The following is a 19379-nucleotide window of genomic DNA, read 5'->3' as shown; positions in this document are numbered from 1 at the left end:
CGCGTCATTCTTTCATCATTTTATAGATAATTTAAATTTACCAAAGATTGTGAATTTCGTCTATCTTTATTAAAAAAAAGACAGACCTTCTTTGGCCTGCCTCCCCTCACATTAGTCTGTTATCCCATACTTTAGCTTGCTTTCTTCTATGGCAATTTGCTTATCGCTATGAGGATATTTTGTATTCTCAATGATTTGATAATCCTCATGTCCTTTTCCTGCGAAGATGATGATATCACCCGGTTCACTTACTTCGATGGCATGCTTAACTGCTTCTGCACGATCACCTATCAGGGCATATTGTTTATGCTTCATCCCTTTCTCAAGATCAGTCAGGATGCTGTCGTATTCTTCATATCTCGGATCATCTGTCGTTAAGATGACGTAGTCGGCCAATGATGCTTTTTCTGCCATGGTCGGTCTCTTTGATTTGTCACGGTTTCCACCGGTACCTACAAGAAAGATGATTTTATTCTCCCTAAATGGCAGGACTGATTGAATCGCATTTTCGATGGCGTCAGGAGTATGGGCGTAATCAATATACACAGAAAGCGGCGACTTCATCTCCACTTTTTCCATCCGCCCGTTTACAGGAGGAAGGTCACGGACAATCTCAACGAGTCTTGATATTTCCATTCCCCTTGCATATAGGCAAGCCATTGCCGTCAACACATTATACACATTGAATTTCCCTAAGAGCTTCATTTCCACATCGAAGCTTCCTTCAGGAGAAATTAATGTGAATCTTGTTAAATCATTGAAATATTCCACTTCCACAGCTCTGAAGTCTGCGTTTGCTTCTAATCCGTAGCTGATGACTTCATGGGGAGTCATATAGCAGTAGCGATGATACCATTCGTCATCTGCATTAAGAACGGCATACTTTGGATTTTGTAGATCCTGACCCAGTTGGGAGAATAAAAGACCTTTTGCATAACCGTAATGTTCCATCGTTCCATGATAATCCAGATGGTCATGACTCAGATTAGTGAAGGCAACCACATCAAAGTCTATACCCCACAATCTCCCTAGAGCCAGACCATGTGAGGAAACTTCAAGGGTAAAGTTATCTATTCCCCTGTCTAACGCACTTTGCATCATCTGCTGATTGGTTAAATTATCACATGTCGTGTTTTCACTCGGGAGCATCTCCCCATCGAGGTTAAAACCGATGGTACCTGATAAAGCTGAGCGCTGATTTGATTTTTTGAGGATGGAGTGAATCAAATTACTGACTGTTGTCTTCCCGTTGGTTCCAGTCACCCCGAACACAGTTAGATTTTGTGACGGATAATCGTAAAATTTATTCGATAATTGAGCTAGTGCCTTGAATGTATCCTTCACTACGACTAATGCCGTTTTTTTCAAATCGATATCCAGCTGTTTTTCTGCCACGATTACCGTAGCACCTTTTTCAACGGCCATCGCAGCAAAGTCATGCCCATCCACCGTATATCCTCTTGTGCATACAAACATAGTGCCCTCGGTCACTTTCCTTGAGTCAACGTGAATATCGCTGATTTCAGAAGGGAGCTCACCATAGATCGTTTTTAATTTCATGCTTTCTAACAGATTATATGTAATCATTCTTATACCTCATTTAGTTTGATTGTTTCTTTATTTTATCTTATCATCTTAGTTTTGATAAGAGAAATACCTCCTAAACTAAGAACTAAATTTTCTCACACAAATGTCACCTTACCCAAGCTTTGCGTGATTGAAACCAAAAAAGCCCCCCATCACCCATAGGACGGATGACGGAAGACTCCCTGTTCATTCAGTGACCATCTTCGATTGTACATAATGCCAAAGTAATGATTCTGTATGTAGAATCGAAGACTGATGTGTCCGTTCATAGGCATGAGATGCATCAATTCCTGCACCTATCAACCCATGGACAATATCAAAGCCTGCGCGGATTGCCGCTGAGGCATCCGAACCATAATATGGATAAATATCCACCTTATAGTCTATGGCATTTTCTTCTGCCAGTGAAATAAGATGCTTGCGAAGTCCGTAGTGATAGGGTCCACTTGAATCTTTCGCACATATTGAGACCGTATACTCATCCGTGCTTTGCCCGTCGCCGATTGCCCCCATATCGACAGCCAAGTACTCAATGGTTTCATCGGGAATATTCGAATTTCCTCCATAACCGATTTCCTCATTGTTCGAGATCAGGAAATGCGTCGTATATGGAAGCATCACGCCTTCAGATTGGATGTGGCGTATTAATTGCAGGAGCATCCCTACACTTGCTTTATCATCGAGATGACGGGATTTTATGAATCCGCTCTCTGTAATTTCGGCGCGGGGGTCGAATGATACGAAATCCCCCACTTCAATGCCAAGGTCCCTAACCTCTTTGGCGTTACGAACCTTTTCATCAATCCGGACCTCTATATTCGTTTCGTCCCGTTTCGCCTCACCTGCATTTTTGTATACATGAACGGATGTTTGATGCATGAGGATGGTTCCACTATATGTTTTGCCTGAAGAGGTTTCAATCTGGCAATATTCCCCTTCCACCGCATTCCATCTGTAACCTCCGATCATGGATAATCGTAAACGGCCATCGCTCTTTATTTCCTTGACCATGGCACCGAGTGCATCTACATGCGCTGTTAGCATTCTGTGTCTTTCAGTGTCTACACCAGGTAATGTGATGATAAGGGCACCCTTTCGATTCCTTCTCATCTCTAAATGTAAATCTGACAGATATTCCTCTACAAATCTCATGATTTTAGTCGTATTACCAGAAGGACTTGGGATTTCCACAAGTTCCTTTATCAATTGAATGGTTTTCTTCGTATCAGGATATGTATTCATTTAACTCCCCCCTTCCGTTATTATATCGTCTTTTGTCAGACAACTACAAATCTTCTTCACCGAATATTCCAGCGGATGTTCCTGGATTTATTCAAGCCTCTCTCAAATTTCTTCCGTTTTCCCTGATGAAATGGATGCAGAAATCCACACTCATCACAGCTGAAGAAGACTACATTTCCTCCCAGCTTCTGTCCCTTTGGGTACATCACGTGTTCACTTCCATATTCCTCCCTCATAAATAACTCATTTTCCGTTAACGATGAGTGGCCACAATATAAACACCCTTTAAACACATTTTTCACCGTCCCTTTTTGTACATGCCTATGAAAAGAACGGGAATACTATGAGGGGATTTGTAAAAAAGTTCTGCTCTCTTTTTCCGGCGGAAACGAATCACATTTATTTTAACAGGGGTGATAGTGTGAACTCATCAACGTTAGACAGCTTACCTCAAGGCAAGAAACACCCTAAGGGTTTATATCTGTTGTTCTTCACTGAATTATGGGAACGCTACAGTTACTATGGTATGAGGGCCCTTCTGGTTCTATATTTAACAACCGCTTTTGTAAGCGGGGGATTGGGTGTCGACCCTGCAAAAGCCTTATCCATCTATGGTATTTATACAGGCAGTGTGTACTTCACTCCTATTCTGGGCGGGTGGCTGACAGATCGATATATCGGTCTGAGAAAAGCCATAACCATTGGTGGAATCACAATGGCATGTGGAGACTTCACCATTTTCCTTACCCACTCCCAAATCGGTTTGTATGGGGGACTGGCCCTGCTCGTCCTGGGAAATGGATTCTTCAAACCGAATATTTCTACACTTGTCGGAGAGCTCTACCCGAGAAATGATAAACGGAAAGACGCTGCCTTTACCATCTTCTATATGGGAATTAACCTTGGGGCTCTTTTCGCACCACTCATTGCGGGTTTTCTCGCAGAAGATCTATTTCTCACTACCATGGCGGACGGAACGATGCATTATGGGTTCAAATGGGCATTCCTTGCATCCTCCATCGGTATGATTACCGGACAGATCATCTTTAGTGCATTAAACAACAAATATCTTGGCACAGTTGGGCTGAAACCAAATAAACAACTGGCAGAAGAAGCAAATGACGACCGAAATATTCCATTGTCAAAAAAGGAAAAGCAGCGGACAACGGCCATTCTGATTCTAGCCAGTTTCGTTGTATTTTTCTGGGCCGGATTTGAACAGGCAGGGAGCTCATTCACCCTCTACACAAAAAATTTCATTGACCGGGAAGTATTTGGTTACACAATACCTGTTGCCTGGTTCCAATCTGTGAATCCCCTGTTCATCGTGATCCTCGCTCCTATTCTTTCAGGTGTATGGTTGCGTCTATCACGGTCGAAAAGAGGTGACCTTAACATGACGACCAAAATGGGTATCGGGATGATCCTCTTGGGTCTCGGGTTCATGGTCCTCATTCCTGCAGTCTTACAGACCGGTTCCGATGAACAGAACATCACGGAAAAAGCCAACTTGTTATTCATCATTTTCACGTATTTGCTTCATACACTTGGAGAGCTGTTCCTTTCACCTGTAGGATTGTCTTTAGTCAGTAAAGTCGCACCTGTTAAGATTGCGTCGCTCCTGATGGGAGTATGGATGGCTGCCATTGGGGTGGCAAGTCTCCTTGCCGGACAGTTGGCTTCACTCACAGCTACCCTGGGTTATTTAGAGATATTTGTTGTCATTGGAGCTGCAGCCATTATCCTGGGCCTTGTTCTATTAAGCATTTCAAAGAAACTGGTCGTTATGATGAAAGAAGAGGGACCAGTATAATGGAATGAATTCATAAATAGAAATCGCTTGGCTGTGAGCCAAGCGATTTCTATTTATGGGCTTTTTGTGCTACGCTGCCGTTTAATAAACCACCAATCAAAAGGATTGTCGATGAAATATAAAACCAGACCACCAGCGTGATAACACTTCCCAGTTGTCCGTAAAACTGGGAGTAATCGTTCAATTTAACATACGTTCCATATATCCATGAAACCCCCTGCCATCCGAATGTGGCAACCAATGCACCCGGTATGACGTGAAGAAGCGAAATCCTCTTACTCGGAACGACCATATAGAGAAAGACGAAAAGGATGAACATAAATATGGTACTCAATCCCCATTTACCGATCACCCATGCCTGACTCCAATCCCCGTCAATTTTCCCCGCAGTAAATCGTGTATGACGGATATATTCCTCCACTATCGGCACGATAAGGGAAAATGAGATAAGGATCATAAATCCGACAGTAAGCAGCAGATCATAAAACAATGCGATGATAAACGGCTTCTTCCTCTCTATACGATATGCCTGGTTCAGTGAACGCACCATCGATTGAACAGCCATTGACGAAAGCCAAAAGGTAAAAAATATTGAAATGGATAGAACGTCCCCTCTTTGATCATAAAGAATCCGTTCAATATTGTTTTGAATGATGGCGTATGATTTATCCGGTGCAAAAGGCTTAATCAGAAGCAGTACATTGGTTTCTGATATGGGAAGAAAACTGATCAATGAAAACACCGAAATCAAAAAAGGAAAAATGGATAAAAGTAAGTAATATGCCAACTGTGCTGAATGATCAAAGAAACGCTCCTGGAAAAACCGAATGATAACTGCCTTCGAATGATGCAAGAAATTCATAAACTTAGACTCCTAATTGAGAAAGGATACTCTTATTTTCCCCTTTCTTTTGCAATTCAATCCAGTTTGAACCACTTTAGTCAGTATTCTGTTAAACCAGTATGCACTATTACCCTTTTATCCATTCATCTTCTAGTAATCCATATAAAAGTGAATCTCTCCAACCATCATTCATTCTCATGTGATGGCGAATCCTCCCTTCAAGAGTCATCCCGACCTTTTTCAACACTTTTTGGGAAGAATGATTTTGAGGGTCACAAGTGGCTGAAATCCTATGGAGATTCAATTCTGTGAAGCTCTTATGAAGCAATGTCTTCGCTACGAGTGTTCCTATGCCCTTCCCCCAATAATCCGGATGAAGAATATAGCCGATCTCCCCGGATCGATGTAAAAAGCTATTGATGTTGATCTCACCCGCACCGATCACTCTACCGACACCATCATCAATCAGTGCTTGAACATACCTGGTTTGAGGAACCTCTTTTTCATCTTTTAAGACGTCATCAACATATGCCATTGTCTCCTTCTCTGTATTCGGACCCCAACTCTGAAACGCTGAAACCACTTCCAGGGATGCATAGCCATGAACGTCTCTCCAATCTTCTTTCACTAACTGTCGAAAATATAACCGGGAAGAAAGAAATACCTTTTCCAAATCATTCACCTCTCATGCATTCTAAATTGTTCTAATGTTAACATATTTCCAGTGATACTGAACAAAGAATTAGCAAATATGAGGTTGTGATACATAGTAGGAATCTCCATCCTGAAGATAAAGGAAGGATTTCTACGTTCCCCTCCAGAAATATAAGGTCAGGGGGATCAACTTATTGCATCTCTGAATTCAAACAGAAGAAAGGGAGAAATATGAATGGTTAACAAGAAAGATTCCATGGGGAATGAAGAAGTTTATACCGATTTTATTAACAGAATGACTTATGGTGAATATTTGGGGCTGGGTACGTTATTGGACAGTCAAAAACGGTTATCAGGTCACCATGATGAAATGTTGTTTATCATTATCCACCAAGTCAGTGAACTATGGATGAAATTAATCCTGCATGAAATCCGCGCAAGCATTTCGTCCATTCAAAAAGGGGAACTGTCACCTGCATTTAAAATGCTTGCACGTGTTTCAAAGATACAATCACAGATCATTCATGCATGGGATGTGCTGTCAACACTCACCCCATCCGAATATGTCCAGTTCAGGGACAGTCTTGGTCAAGCTTCTGGATTTCAATCCTACCAATACAGGATGATTGAATTTGCCCTAGGATACAAAACGAAACATGTGCTTGAAATTTACAAAAAGGATCGCGAGTTATTAGCTCAGCTACAAAACGCATATGAAGCCCCTTCCCTCTATGATGTTTCCATTATGGCATTAGCGGATGCAGGGCTGGCCATTCATGAAGATGTAATGAAACGTGATTACAAAAAACCGTATCATGAGGATCAATCTGTTCTCGAGGCCTGGACATATGTCTACAAAAGACCCGATCAATATTGGGACTTATATGAACTTGCCGAAAAACTGATAGATATTGAAGATTGGCTGCAGCAATGGCGATTCCGCCATATGAAAACCGTGGAAAGAATCATTGGTCATAAAATGGGTACTGGTGGGTCCAGTGGTGTCGGTTACTTGAAAAAGGTTCTTGATCACAGGTTTTTCCCTGAGCTATGGGATGTTCGCAGTAATCTATAAGGTAATCGCACTCGTCAGGTATCATAAACTGAAATTAATGGAATATTCACACTTTCTATTGTTCCGGCCCATTTAAGGCGTTCACCGGGGTTGCCTTTTGCCGGGTTACCTGATATTATGTAAGAGAATTATTTTTGTTCGGAATGGAAGGATGGACAAAGTTTTTAAAGCTTTTCGCCTTGAAGTTACATGAGCAAGAATAGTAATACAATTGTGTGGAGAACACACGAGGAGGTAACATTATGTTAGAAGGTACAGTTAAATGGTTTAACGCAGAAAAAGGTTTCGGATTCATCGAGCGCGAAGGTGGAGACGACGTGTTCGTACACTTCTCAGCTATTCAAGGCGAAGGATTCAAAACTTTAGAAGAAGGTCAAAAAGTTTCTTTTGAAATCGTTCAAGGAAACCGTGGCGACCAAGCTGCTAACGTAACGAAAGCATAATTATGCTAAATCGAAAGACTCTACTTCTGTAGAGTCTTTTTTCTTTGCCTTCATTGCGAAAAGTGTATACAATATTCTTACCATGCTTTCTAGGAGGCTTATTTATGGCAAGACACTCGTTTCATATTACAACTTATTGGCCCGGACTCAGGAATGATACAGGTACATTGAGCTCGGAGAATTTTCATACGAAAATATCGATTCCCACTGAGATGGACGGACCCGGTATCGGGACAAATCCCGATGAAATGCTTCTTGGTGCAGCTTCAACATGCTATATCATCACTCTTGCCGCTATGCTTGAAAGGAGCCGTATAGAAAAGACAGACTTAACCATGACGTCTGAAGGAATTGTTGAAGTCGAGAAAGGGGTCATCACGTACAAGGAAATCATCCACCGCCCCATTCTGACACTCGGTCCCACGACGGTTGGGAAAGACATCACACTCGCCAAGAAATTAATGGTAAAAGCGGAGCAATCATGTATGATTACCCGTGCCATTAAGGGGAATGTTACTGTTCAGGTAGATCCAGAAATACATATGTAATACACAAAAAGGGCAACCAATCGGAAGCCCTTTCTTATTTCATTTACTTATTCTGCGTGAACAAGCTTGACGAGCATGTGAGAAAGCATATGTTGTTCTTCTTTATTACCCGCTTTCCATAATTCATATAAAAGCTTCTCTTCCCTGTTTTTCGGTTCTTCATGCGCTGCAAGATAGTCCCCTACCTTCTGTGCTGCTTTTGCTTGCTGCTCATCGCTCATCCCCAGCTTATCCGCTAAGGAAACTTTGTTACCTAAGTATGATTTGAAATGATCAAAGTTAGAAAGAATATCCTCTTTTTTATCCTGGGACATGTTCCCTAAAGCACTGTCCACCTTCGACTCCATTTTCTCTTCTGTAGAATGATTTGCCATGTAAACAATCTCTCCTCTCATTCAATCTACTATGTATATTCCCAGGGTTGGAATTACTAAACCTTTCTGTTCTTTTTTTCGAATAGGCTTTTTTGTACTTTGTTGTTCCTGAAAGGAAAATACTGGTTTATTTTTTAAATAAATGACAAATACATATACCCATTGTCTTAATAACCAACATTCTTCAAAGTATCAATCTGTGGATACTATCTTCTATAGTATAGAGTTTGTTGAGTTGATTACTTTCGTCCCCATTGAGCTCTGTCGCGCAAACCTTGATTTGATGATAAGGGGAACTGTGTAGACTCCCTCGGAAAAACGGGGGTGCCGAGACCCCGGAAGCGAAGCTGAAGAGGCTCGGCCGTTCGCTAGCTGCAAGCGGAGCAGTTCCTCACACCATCTAGAATACATCTTGGTTGACAGAGCTTATGCAGAGGCATTATCTAAAAAACACTTTCTGCTAAAATGCAAATAAAGTCTCAACTCTCTCTACATTGTTTGAATCCTCTTTTATTTGTGTAAACAAAAGAGAAGTAAATAAAATTAATTGAGATTCAGAATTAAGGAGGACGAATAAAAATGAGTAATAATAAAGTAGCGATCATTACAGGTGCAAGCAGCGGGATAGGTCAGGCGACCGCGAAGGAATTAGCATCGAAAAATATAACGGTGATGCTTGCGGCAAGACGTGAAGAACGATTAAAGGATTTGAAAAGTGAAATAGAAAAAATGGGCGGTACAGCATACTATCATGTAACAGACGTGACGAACGTAGAAGAAATGGAACAGCTTGCGAAAAAGACAATCGAAGAAGCCGGACAAATAGACATATTGGTCAATAACGCCGGACTTATGCCCCTTTCTTTAATCAACAAAAGAAAGATCAAAGAATGGGATCAAATGGTTGATGTCAATATTAAAGGGGTACTCTATGGAATATCCGCTGTTCTCCCTTATATGGAAGAACAGAAATCCGGACATATCATCAATATCTCATCCGTTGCTGGTCACAAAGTGATGCCCGGCAGTTCGGTCTATAGTGGAACGAAGTATGCAGTCCGTGCGATTACAGAAGGGTTAAGGCAAGAAATGAACGCTTCTCATAACATCCGGACAACCATCATCTGCCCGGGTGCCGTTTCGACAGAACTGACAGAAACCATTACAGACGAGGACATCCTAGCCGCATTCAAGGATCGTGAAATGAAGCCCCTCGACAGTGAAAACATCGCAAGAGCTATATCCTATGCAGTCGAGCAGCCAAGTCATGTTGACGTCAATGAAATCATTGTGCGCCCTACACAACAAGATATGTAAACTACAAGGAGGTAATAATAGATGAATACACAATTTGACAAGCTATTTATTAATGGAGAATGGGTGAAAGGAAGCAGTGAAAATTCCATTCCCAATCACAATCCATTTAATCATACGGAAATCGGTTCTATTACAGCTGCCAGTAAAGGGGATCTCGATAAAGCGTATCAATCAGCACACGAAGCTCAAAAATCCTGGGCTCACGAGCTCCCTCAAACAAAGAGAGCCATCATGGAAAAGGCAGTCTCTGTTGTGGAAGAAAACAAAGATTTAATCATTGAGTGGCTCATTAAAGAATCAGGTAGCACGTATATGAAAGCTGCAGGCGAAGTGACCGTTTCCATCAATAGCATGAAGGAAGCAGCAACCTATCCATATAGAATGGAAGGGAAAATTTTACCGTCCCAAGTTCCAGGAAAGGAAAACAGAGTGTACAGGGAAGCTCTTGGAGTGGTAGGTGTCATCAGCCCATGGAACTTCCCTTTCCATTTAGCTGTCCGATCCATTGCGACTGCCTTGGCAACAGGAAACGGAGTCGTCGTTAAACCCGCCACACATACCCCTGTCACAGGAGGACTCTTGTTTGCAAGTATTTTTGAAGAAGCTGGACTTCCGAAAGGATTACTAAATGTTGTAGTGGGGAAAGGTTCGGAAATTGGGGATGACATCGTGACACACCCAATTCCACGTTTGATCTCCTTCACCGGTTCTACGGAAGTGGGACGCCGAATCGGTGAGCTCGCAGGAAAGAATCTAAAGAAAACGGCTTTAGAGCTCGGGGGAAATAATGTATTTATAGTACTTGATGATGCAGACCTCGATAAGGCTGTTGAATCAGCTCTATTCGGAAAATTCTATCACCAGGGACAGATTTGCATGAGCATCAACCGTATCATGGTTCAAAAAGGAATGTATGACAAGTTCGTGGATAGGTTCGTATCCCGAGTGAAGGGATTGAATGCAGGAGACCCATCCGATAAAACAACTCATATCGGACCATTAATCGATCAAAATCAAGTGGATCGAATCCTAAAGGATATAGAAAGCAGTAAAGAACAAGGAGCAGAGGTTGTGCTCGGCGGCAATGCGGATAAAAACTTATTACATCCGACGGTTCTGACACATGTGACGAACTCGATGCCGATCGCAAAGAATGAAATATTCGGACCGGTGGCTGCTATTATTCCGTTCGAAGACGATGATGAAGCCATTCGTTTAGCCAATGAACATCCATACGGTTTAAGCGGGGCGGTCCACTCTTCCTCCATTGAGAGAGCAACAAACCTGGCACATCAAGTGGAGACAGGGATGATTCATATTAATGATGAACCTGTTAATGATGAACCGCATATGCCATTTGGTGGTGAAAAAGATTCAGGTTTGGGACGATTTAACGGAGAATGGGCACTCGATGAGTTCACGACGGTGAAATGGGTTGCCGTGCAACATAAAAGAAGAGACTATGGTCCATTTATTGAAAAAAAATAGCGAAAAGCGAGTCACGTTGACTCGCTTTTTTGTTTTGAGCGGTTTGACTTCCTGCTCACAGTTCATCGAATCCATTTGCATCAGATGTCTTGGTGTATTGTCTTGATTTTTGTTCAAAGAAATCGGTCTTCCCTCTGTCCACTTCCTGATAGGCTATGATCCATTTAAGAGGATTATTCCTGTAACCCTCAAAAGGTTCATCAAAACCTAACTGTTTTGCTCTCTTATTCGCCATGAATTTGATATAGTCCTCCAGATCGCTCAGTAAGAGACCCTCCATATGAGAGCCAATGATTTCCTTCCCCCACTCTATTTCAAGTAGGGCTGCCTGTTTAAATGCTTCCTTACCGAAGGTACCAAGTTCCTCCGTTTGATAAGATGGATTTTCATTCAAGACCTCTTTATAGATCTTCTCAAATAACCCGACATGAAGCTGCTCATCCCGATTAATGTAATTGATCATGGTGCTGGTTGCCACCATCTTCTGATTCCTGGCCAGATTATAAAAAAAGGCAAACCCAGAATAGAAAAACAACCCTTCAAGGATGACATCAAAAATGATTGATTTTAATAAATTTTCAACCGTTGGTGATTCAACAAATCCCTGGTATCCATTCGTAATGAATTCATTCCTCTTTATTAAGATGGGATCTTTCTTCCAGAAATCAAATACTTCATCCTGCTTGCTCTTTGACACGATGCTCGAAAGAACATAGCTGTAAGAATGATTATGCACAACCTCTTGCTGAGCCAGGATAATCATCAGGGCATTGAGGCTTGAATCCGTCAGATAATCTGCTACTTTCCCTGCATAGTCTGTCTGGATGCTGTCAAGAAGAGCGAGCAATCCAATTATTTTCAAGAATGACTCCTGCTCCCGTATGGAGAGCGTGGGGAATTGCTTGATATCCTTAGACATGTTGATCTCAAACGGAGTCCAGAAATTCCCCAGCATCCTCTTATATTTCGGAAAGGCCCAGGAAAATCGAACATCATCCCAATTCAAGATATTTGAGCTTTCACCATTAATGATTCCTGTAGATTTATTGGGAGCCTCTGAATCAATCAAGACCCTCTGTTTCAATTCATTCATCTTTCCCTCTTCCTCCCTGACTAGCTATGACAGCTTTCGCATTCTTCAAAATCGGATAGCGACGTTGACCTGACGTAATAAGTTGTCTTCAAGCCGGACTGCCAGGCATCCAGATGCAGTTTCAATAAATCTTTCGCTTTGATGTCATTTCTCACATACAGATTAAACGAAATCCCCTGGTCGATATGCCGCTGCCTTTTCACATTCTGTTTTACACTCCAATGTTGATCGACATGATAAGCCGTTTTGTAATACCAGGTTGTTTTCGGTGATAAATCAGGAGCGGTGACGGGAATCTTATAATCTTTCTTTTCTTCGGAATATTCCAGCCTGAAGATTGGATCAATGCTCGCAGAGGATCCCGCAATGATCGATGTTGAGGAATTGGGGGCAACGGCCATCAAGTATCCGTTACGAATTCCGTTCTCAGAAACCTTATCCCTCAATTCAGCCCACCTCATATTGGAATATCCGCGTTTCTCAAAATATTCTCCTGTGGACCAGTCAGACTCTTCAAAGTAAGGATAAACCCCCTTCTCAAGCGCTAGTTCGCAACTGGCTTTTATCGTGTGATAGGCAATCTCCTCATAAAGAGAATCACAATAGTCGACTGCCTGGCTGCTTTCCCACTTCACTCCCTGTAATGCAAGAAGGTGATGCCATCCAAAGGTACCCAACCCGATTCCCCTGTACCTTTGATTGGTTATTTGAGCCTGCAGGACTGGAAGATCATTCAAATCGATCACATTATCCAGTAACCTCACTCCTATTGATACGACTTTCTCTAACTCATCATCCATAACGGTTTTGGCTAAGGAGATCGAGGCAAGATTGCAGACGACATAATCCCCGGGAGACTTATAGGTAACGATTTTTCCATCTTTTATAACTTCTTCTTCTATAACGGTTGAACTCATATTCTGAGCGATTTCCGTACATAAATTACTGCAATAGACCATTCCTTTATGGGAATTTGCATTGAGGCGGTTAACGGTATCACGGTAAAACATATAAGGTGTCCCTGTTTCTAACTGGGCTATCAGGATCCGTTTAAAGATGTCAATGGCCGGAACCACTTCCCGTGAAAGGTGAGGATGAGCCACACATTCCCAGTACCTCTCCCGAAATGATCCATTGCCTTTCGTTTCATCATAGAAATCTTCCAGTGAATAGCCCATGACTGTTTTCACTTCATGAGGATCGAACAGATACCAATCCCTCCTCTCCTCCACCTGTTCCATAAATAAGTCTGGTATAGAGACTCCTGTGAAAAGGTCATGGGTCCGCTGTCTTTCGTCCCCATTGTTCAATCGTGTATCCAGGAAAGGAAAGATGTCTTTATGCCATACATCTAAATATACGGCAATCGCCCCTTGGCGCTGTCCTAATTGATCAACGGAAACCGCCGTATTATTCAGTTGCTTCATCCAAGGTATGACACCTGAACTTACCCCTTTAAATCCTTTGATATCACTTCCCCTGCTCCGGATCTTCCCTAAATAAATCCCTAAACCCCCTCCATTTTTGCTTAGTGTGGAAACATCAGTATTACAGTCGTAAATACTCCTTAAGTCATCCTCCACAGTATCGATGAAACAACTGGATAACTGGCCATGGCTCTTTCCTGCATTGGCAAATGTAGGGGTTGCCACCGTCATGTACAAATTGGAGAGCGCCCAATAGGCGTCTTCAATCAACGAGATTCTCTTTTCTTTTGGTTCTTTCATGAATAGGGTCATACTAATGATCATAAATCGCTCTTGTGGCAACTCCAGAATGGCACCTTCATGGGACTTTGCTAAATATCTCTCAGCCAGTGTAACAATTCCTATGTAAGTGAAAAGATGATCCCTGGCCGGATCCAATTTTGAACCCAGATACTCCAATTCTTCTTTGCTGTAACAATCAAGTATGGCCTGAGAATATAATTGTCTTGAGGTTAAATCTTTGACCAATTGATAAAAAGATCCGTATGGGCTGTCATATGATGTCCCCCTTGATAAGGACTGCCTCAGATATAAATTTTTGATATACAGGGATGCAGCGACATAGGTCCAATTTGGTTCATCTGCCGTGATCCGTTCAACTGCCGTCAGAATCATGAAATGATAGAGTTTTTCTCTATTCAAATCCATCAGTCGCTCTGAATAGAGCAAAATCTTTTCATTGTATTCGTTGAAATAAAGGTCCGGAAACCGATTGTGCAGGCTCCTTAGAGTCTCTTCTACCTCTTTTTGCAGCTCATTTACTGTGATTGACACGATGATTCCTCCCATTTTGAATAGTGGGGAAGGAGTGAAAAAAGCCCATCCTGGTAGAAGGATGGGCTTTATATAGACGGAGATATAAATAGACTTTAGCCTATTACAATCCTCGCTTTATCCTCCCAATTCCCGAAGAAGATAACACGTGATAAATAAGGCAGGTCTCCTGGCTTGCGCTTCGCTCTACTCTAAGGCCTTCCCATCTACACGACAGTGGCAGTTCCTTATTTCGTCAGCACATACAGTTGCGGGGACAGCTCCGGTTTCTCACCGGATTCCCTTTTAAGTCTCATCAGACACCTTAATTACAGGTTATAATCAATATATAGTTACTTAACTTAAATTGAACACAAAATGTTGTGTTCTTTACCATCATATACGATTGATATTAGAAATACAAGCAAATCTATTAAACTTTTATAAGTGTCTATCTTTTTCTATTTTGAGTCAAACATCAAAATGGAGTTCTCTTCCTTTAAACATTAAAGGCTTCTTTAAATTGTGGACTTAATTCACTCCACACGTCAAATAGATTTCCATCAGGGTCTGTGAATACGAAATTCAGACCACTGTGGCCCCTGTCCTCAATATTCCCCGTCTCCACTCCTTGATCAAGCAAATACTCCCTCAACTCGATTAAATCACTTATACCGTCCACTTCAAACGTTAAGGAAAATCTCTTATTTCGAAACTTATCTAAAAAGTTGCTGCTTTCACCTTCCATCGACCTTACCAAAAAAATGCTTTGATGGGCAAGATCTAATATAGCTTTATCTTCGTCCATATAGTTCAGTTTTGCGCCTACCTTTTCCTGATACCATGTACTCGCCATTTGAACTTCACTTACCGGGATGTAGATTGTCCCTACTCTTATTAATTGCTTCATATGTCCTCTCCTTTTTTCGTTATACTGTTACCAATTCAACAAAAGGAAGAAAATCCCTTCCCTATGGAATATGCCTATAATTATTATTTTCATTAAAAAGGGCAGAAGAAGATGGCATACACTCTTCAAATGGACAACGGTCAGTCCTCATCTCATTATATGTTGGTTGAGCATATGCCCCCCTCTCTCTATACTATTAATGGAAGGTTGTTTGACAGTATTCTTTGGTCCCCAATATTTTTTACAGGTTGTTTAAATGGAGTATTCTCGATTTAAGCAGCCTCTTTTTTTAATGTAATAATCTTTTCATATATACATCCAATTTGGAGGTGATTTCTTTTTTTGTAACCGGATACATAATGGTGAATGCAAGGAGGAGCACTAGTTTACCTGTGTGTCATCCTCATTACAATCAATACTTTTTAGCCTAAATACTTTCTTTTTGAGGCTTTTTCATTTAAAATGCGCATTAAGTGATTTTTTTGGAAATCACACCTTAGTTCTGAAAGGAGTCTATTATGAAGAAACTATTAACGACTTTACTATTAGCATTATTAACAATTGGACTAGCCGCTTGCGGTTCGGATGAGGAGAGCCAAAAAGCTGACGATAAACCGAAAACAGAAGCCTCTGACAAAAAGGCACAAGAAGAGCAAGCGAAAAAAATGGAAGAAATGCAAAAGAAAATGGATGAACAAAAAGTAGAGAAAGATAAGGTCGTTGCCATTGTCAACGATGAAAAAATTAAAGGCGAAGACTTCAACAACGTGTTGACTCAATCCCAGATGCAGTATCAACAAATGGGTCAGGATCCAACGAGTAAGGATGCAGTTAAGAAGATCAAAGATCAAACCATCGACAGCCTGGTAGGACAAACCCTTTTAATGCAACAGGCCGATGAAAAGGGCTATAAAGCATCAGATGATGAAATCAATAAACAGCTGGAAGAAGTGAAAAAGCAATACAAGGATGAAAAACAATTCGAAGAAGCGATGAAGAAAGCCGGCTTTACGATGGACGAACTGAAAACCCAGATTGCTGAAAATATTAAATACACGAATTATGTCGATAAAGAAATCAAGGTAGACGAAGTAACCGAAGATGAAATGAAAAAGTTCTATGATCAATACGCCAGTCAACAAGGCAGTGATCAATCTAAGGATGCACCGAAGTATGAAGAAGTAAAGCCAAAAATCAAAACTCAACTGGAACAACAGAAGAAACAGGAAAAACTCGTTCAGCATGTCGAAGACTTAAAGAAAAATGCTGAAATTGATGTGAAAATCTGACCCACTTTGGATAGCCGCCTTCATGAGGCGGCTTTTTTTTATCTTTTAAGAGGTTTTCCGCCTTCCAAAGGGGGTAAGGTATAAGAACCGAACATTTTAAGGAGGCACATTCATCATGTCGAAAAATACCACCAATCATAACCCCGAGAATGCTGTCAAGGACGAAGAAAGCATCCTCGACCAGCATGAGAGTGAGCAAAACGTCGATCCCATTCCAATCGACGAACTTAAAAAAGACCAGCAGGACGAAAAGAAAAAACACGATACGAAAGATGAATGACTAGAGCCCTGTGGATTTCCCACAGGGCTCTTCACTATATTATTTAGATAACCAATCCGTATGGAAGGTTCCTTCTTTGTCTATGCGTTGATACGTATGGGCACCAAAATAATCCCTTTGCGCTTGAAGCAGATTCGCAGGAAGCGATTCAGACCGGTAGCTATCATAATATGCTAATGCGCTGGCAAGGCCTGGTACAGGAATACCCAGTTTGATGGCTGTCGCCACAACCTCCCTGGCTTCATCCTGATAATTTTCTACAATTTCTTTGAAGTATGGATCAAGGAGCAGATTCGTTAAGCCTGGTTCACGGTCATAGGCGTTCTTGATTTCTTCAAGGAATCCAGCGCGGATGATGCAACCTCCTCTGAAGATCATAGAAATTTCACCTGGTTTCAAATTCCAATTGTATTCATCTGAAGCCGATTGAAGCTGTGCAAACCCTTGAGCATAAGAACAGATTTTACTTAAGTACAATGCCTTTCGAATCATTTCGATGAATTCCTGTTTGTTACCTTTAAATTCTTTACTTTTTGGACCTCTAAGGATCTTACTTGCCTTTACACGTTCTTCCTTCATGGCTGAGATAAAGCGTGCAAAAACGGATTCAGTGATGATCGACAACGGTACACCTAATTCAAGGGAACTGATACTCGTCCATTTACCGGTGCCTTTCTGACCGGCAGTATCCAAAATGACGTCGACAAGAGGCTTTCCTGTTTCTTCATCCACCTTTGTAAAAATATCTGCGGTAATTTCAATCAGATAGCTGTCGAGTTCTCCTTCATTCCACTCTTTGAAGATCTCATGAAGCTCCTTTGCACTTAAGCCAAGTACATTTTTCATCAGATAATACGCTTCACAAATGAGCTGCATATCACTATACTCTATCCCGTTATGTACCATTTTCACATAATGCCCGGACCCGTCAGGACCGATGTATGTACTGCAGGCATCCCCCTTCACTTTTGCTGCGATGGCAGTCAGGAAGGGTTCAACCAAATCATACGCTTCTTTTTGACCGCTCGGCATAATCGCTGGACCATATAGCGCACCTTCTTCCCCACCTGAAACTCCTGCTCCAATGAAGTTAATTCCCTTTTCATCCAAATCCTTGTTGCGGCGGATTGTATCTTCGTAATACGTGTTTCCACCATCGATTAGAATATCACCTTTATCCAGATGAGGAAGCAACGAATCAATTGCTTTATCGGTAATGTCACCGGCTGGAACCATGATCAATATTTTGCGTGGTACTTGCAATGATTGTACGAATTCATTCACTTCATGAGTACCAACCAAATTCTTACCCTTATGGTCATCCAGAACTTCTCTTACCTTTTCATCTGACACATCATATATGGAAACTGAATAGCCCCTGCTTTCAAAATTCAGAGCAAGGCTCTTACCCATAACTCCGACTCCAACGACTCCTATTTGTTGTTTTGTCATAAACGATCATTCCTTTCAATACGAATAAATACAACTCTTCACTGTTATTATAATACGAAATAAATTTTCGTGGTGGATTTTTATGAAATAATATTTTTTTATTTCATCATTTTGTTTGAAATTATTTTCACAGATCTCCTATAGGTGGTTTCTTTAACCATGGATGAAAAGGCTCAACACTACACTATTCTACGAATCCGTTCCCATTACTCACAATTCAGTTAAAAAGAAAAGATGATTGCTGATTTTATTATTGCTAATCCTGAAAAAATTATCCACACAACCATCAGTCGTGTTGCAAAGTATCTTGGTATTGCTGATGCCACAGTGTTCAGGTTCTGCAATGAAAAATCGTGTCAAGACCATTGCCATCACGCACTCGCTATATCTCCTTTAAGCGGCGGAGTGAACATTCCACTATTTACTGTCTCACAGGAAACAGATTACCGTGGAGAAGCCCTGATTTCAAGGATCAGTCAGCTGAGTATCGTTGACGGCCTTTATGTAAAAGAGCTTTCCAAAGCCCTCCTATAAATAATACGTGACGCGATATCCATTAAAAAGAAATAACTGTTTATAAATGGCTGTTTTCGTAAACATTGTTGCTTTTGGATGTAACGAGTGGCGGTTGATTTCCGCTACAGGTGCTCGCTTTCCGCTCCAATCAACTAGACAGACGAAAAGTATGACAATCACAAAAGAAATGTGGAGATTGCGTATGCCTGCCACT

At 41.4% G+C, this 19379-nt stretch carries 19 protein-coding genes and 1 riboswitch; of the genes, 9 read left to right on the top strand and 10 right to left on the bottom strand.

The window, feature by feature from the left end:
- Positions 1–111: 111 nt before the first annotated feature.
- The gene (locus JI667_RS20550; RefSeq protein ID WP_206858244.1) at positions 112–1587 is read right to left on the bottom strand and encodes a UDP-N-acetylmuramoyl-L-alanyl-D-glutamate--2,6-diaminopimelate ligase; all 1476 of its coding nucleotides are present in this window, start codon (positions 1585–1587) and stop codon (positions 112–114) included.
- Between the two features lie 186 nt (positions 1588–1773).
- A complete protein-coding gene (locus JI667_RS20545; protein WP_206858242.1) occupies positions 1774–2829 on the bottom strand; it encodes a M42 family metallopeptidase in 1056 nt (351 codons plus the stop codon).
- Positions 2830–3250: 421 nt separating this feature from the next.
- On the opposite strand from JI667_RS20545, the gene JI667_RS20540 reads away from it, so the two are divergent.
- Complete coding sequence (locus JI667_RS20540; RefSeq protein ID WP_368077922.1) at positions 3251–4642, top strand: peptide MFS transporter; 1392 nt, start codon at positions 3251–3253, stop codon at positions 4640–4642.
- A 49-nt stretch (positions 4643–4691) separates the two neighbouring features.
- Here the strand turns inward: JI667_RS20540 and JI667_RS20535 are convergent, their stop codons facing one another.
- Both JI667_RS20535 and JI667_RS20530 read right to left on the bottom strand, forming a co-directional pair.
- Positions 4692–5504, bottom strand: coding sequence for a YihY/virulence factor BrkB family protein (locus JI667_RS20535; RefSeq protein WP_206858237.1), 813 nt, complete (start codon positions 5502–5504; stop codon positions 4692–4694).
- A gap of 109 nt (positions 5505–5613) precedes the next feature.
- Entirely contained in the window at positions 5614–6168 is a 555-nt protein-coding gene (locus tag JI667_RS20530) for a GNAT family N-acetyltransferase (protein WP_414635254.1), read from the bottom strand.
- Between the two features lie 207 nt (positions 6169–6375).
- Here JI667_RS20530 and kynA point away from each other — a divergent pair, with 207 nt between their 5' ends.
- The 3 genes from kynA to JI667_RS20515 all read left to right on the top strand — a co-directional run bounded on the left by kynA (position 6376) and on the right by JI667_RS20515 (position 8206).
- The gene (kynA, locus tag JI667_RS20525; RefSeq protein WP_206858232.1) at positions 6376–7215 is read left to right on the top strand and encodes a tryptophan 2,3-dioxygenase; all 840 of its coding nucleotides are present in this window, start codon (positions 6376–6378) and stop codon (positions 7213–7215) included.
- Positions 7216–7457: 242 nt separating this feature from the next.
- Positions 7458–7658, top strand: coding sequence for a cold-shock protein (locus JI667_RS20520; protein WP_034763568.1), 201 nt, complete (start codon positions 7458–7460; stop codon positions 7656–7658).
- 104 nt (positions 7659–7762) lie between these two features.
- Positions 7763–8206 (top strand): SACOL1771 family peroxiredoxin, encoded by a 444-nt coding sequence (locus JI667_RS20515; RefSeq protein ID WP_206858230.1) that lies wholly within the window; start codon positions 7763–7765, stop codon positions 8204–8206.
- A gap of 47 nt (positions 8207–8253) precedes the next feature.
- On the opposite strand, the gene JI667_RS20510 is transcribed toward JI667_RS20515, so the two are convergent.
- Positions 8254–8580, bottom strand: a complete 327-nt coding sequence (locus JI667_RS20510) for a DUF3243 domain-containing protein (RefSeq protein WP_206858229.1) — start codon at positions 8578–8580, stop codon at positions 8254–8256.
- Between the two features lie 579 nt (positions 8581–9159).
- Between JI667_RS20510 and JI667_RS20505 the strand changes: the two genes are divergently transcribed.
- Positions 9160–9897 carry an SDR family oxidoreductase gene (locus JI667_RS20505; protein WP_206858228.1) on the top strand — a complete coding sequence of 246 codons (738 nt, stop codon included), beginning with the start codon at positions 9160–9162 and terminating at the stop codon, positions 9895–9897.
- Positions 9898–9918: 21 nt separating this feature from the next.
- Complete coding sequence (locus tag JI667_RS20500; protein ID WP_206858227.1) at positions 9919–11385, top strand: aldehyde dehydrogenase family protein; 1467 nt, start codon at positions 9919–9921, stop codon at positions 11383–11385.
- A 55-nt stretch (positions 11386–11440) separates the two neighbouring features.
- Here JI667_RS20500 and JI667_RS20495 read toward each other — a convergent pair whose 3' ends face one another.
- The 3 genes from JI667_RS20495 to JI667_RS20485 all read right to left on the bottom strand — a co-directional run bounded on the left by JI667_RS20495 (position 11441) and on the right by JI667_RS20485 (position 15628).
- Positions 11441–12478 carry a ribonucleotide-diphosphate reductase subunit beta gene (locus JI667_RS20495; protein ID WP_206858225.1) on the bottom strand — a complete coding sequence of 346 codons (1038 nt, stop codon included), beginning with the start codon at positions 12476–12478 and terminating at the stop codon, positions 11441–11443.
- A 20-nt stretch (positions 12479–12498) separates the two neighbouring features.
- Positions 12499–14754: a ribonucleoside-diphosphate reductase subunit alpha gene (locus JI667_RS20490; RefSeq protein ID WP_206858223.1), complete on the bottom strand. Its 2256-nt coding sequence runs from the start codon at positions 14752–14754 to the stop codon at positions 12499–12501.
- Between the two features lie 127 nt (positions 14755–14881).
- A riboswitch (cobalamin riboswitch) is annotated at positions 14882–15061 on the bottom strand.
- 156 nt (positions 15062–15217) lie between these two features.
- A complete protein-coding gene (locus tag JI667_RS20485) occupies positions 15218–15628 on the bottom strand; it encodes a VOC family protein (protein WP_206858222.1) in 411 nt (136 codons plus the stop codon).
- Positions 15629–16146: 518 nt separating this feature from the next.
- On the opposite strand from JI667_RS20485, the gene JI667_RS20480 reads away from it, so the two are divergent.
- Positions 16147–16917: a SurA N-terminal domain-containing protein gene (locus tag JI667_RS20480; RefSeq protein ID WP_206858221.1), complete on the top strand. Its 771-nt coding sequence runs from the start codon at positions 16147–16149 to the stop codon at positions 16915–16917.
- 115 nt (positions 16918–17032) lie between these two features.
- Positions 17033–17197: a hypothetical protein gene (locus JI667_RS20475; RefSeq protein ID WP_206858220.1), complete on the top strand. Its 165-nt coding sequence runs from the start codon at positions 17033–17035 to the stop codon at positions 17195–17197.
- A 39-nt stretch (positions 17198–17236) separates the two neighbouring features.
- Here JI667_RS20475 and gndA read toward each other — a convergent pair whose 3' ends face one another.
- Complete coding sequence (gene gndA, locus JI667_RS20470; protein WP_206858219.1) at positions 17237–18649, bottom strand: NADP-dependent phosphogluconate dehydrogenase; 1413 nt, start codon at positions 18647–18649, stop codon at positions 17237–17239.
- Positions 18650–18883: 234 nt separating this feature from the next.
- Between gndA and JI667_RS20465 the strand changes: the two genes are divergently transcribed.
- A complete protein-coding gene (locus JI667_RS20465) occupies positions 18884–19183 on the top strand; it encodes a hypothetical protein (protein WP_306465472.1) in 300 nt (99 codons plus the stop codon).
- Here the strand turns inward: JI667_RS20465 and JI667_RS20460 are convergent.
- A partial coding sequence (locus JI667_RS20460; protein ID WP_206858218.1) for a hypothetical protein occupies positions 19178–19379 on the bottom strand: 202 nt, incomplete at its 5' end. The two genes, JI667_RS20465 and JI667_RS20460, sit on opposite strands and share 6 nt — an antisense overlap.

Origin of the sequence: Bacillus sp. NTK074B, assembly GCF_017303375.1 — a bacterium.
In the GTDB taxonomy this organism is placed as follows: domain Bacteria; phylum Bacillota; class Bacilli; order Bacillales; family Bacillaceae_B; genus Rossellomorea.
The sequence above is the reverse complement of the archived record's forward strand: the minus strand, read 5'-3'. Positions and strand labels throughout refer to the sequence as shown.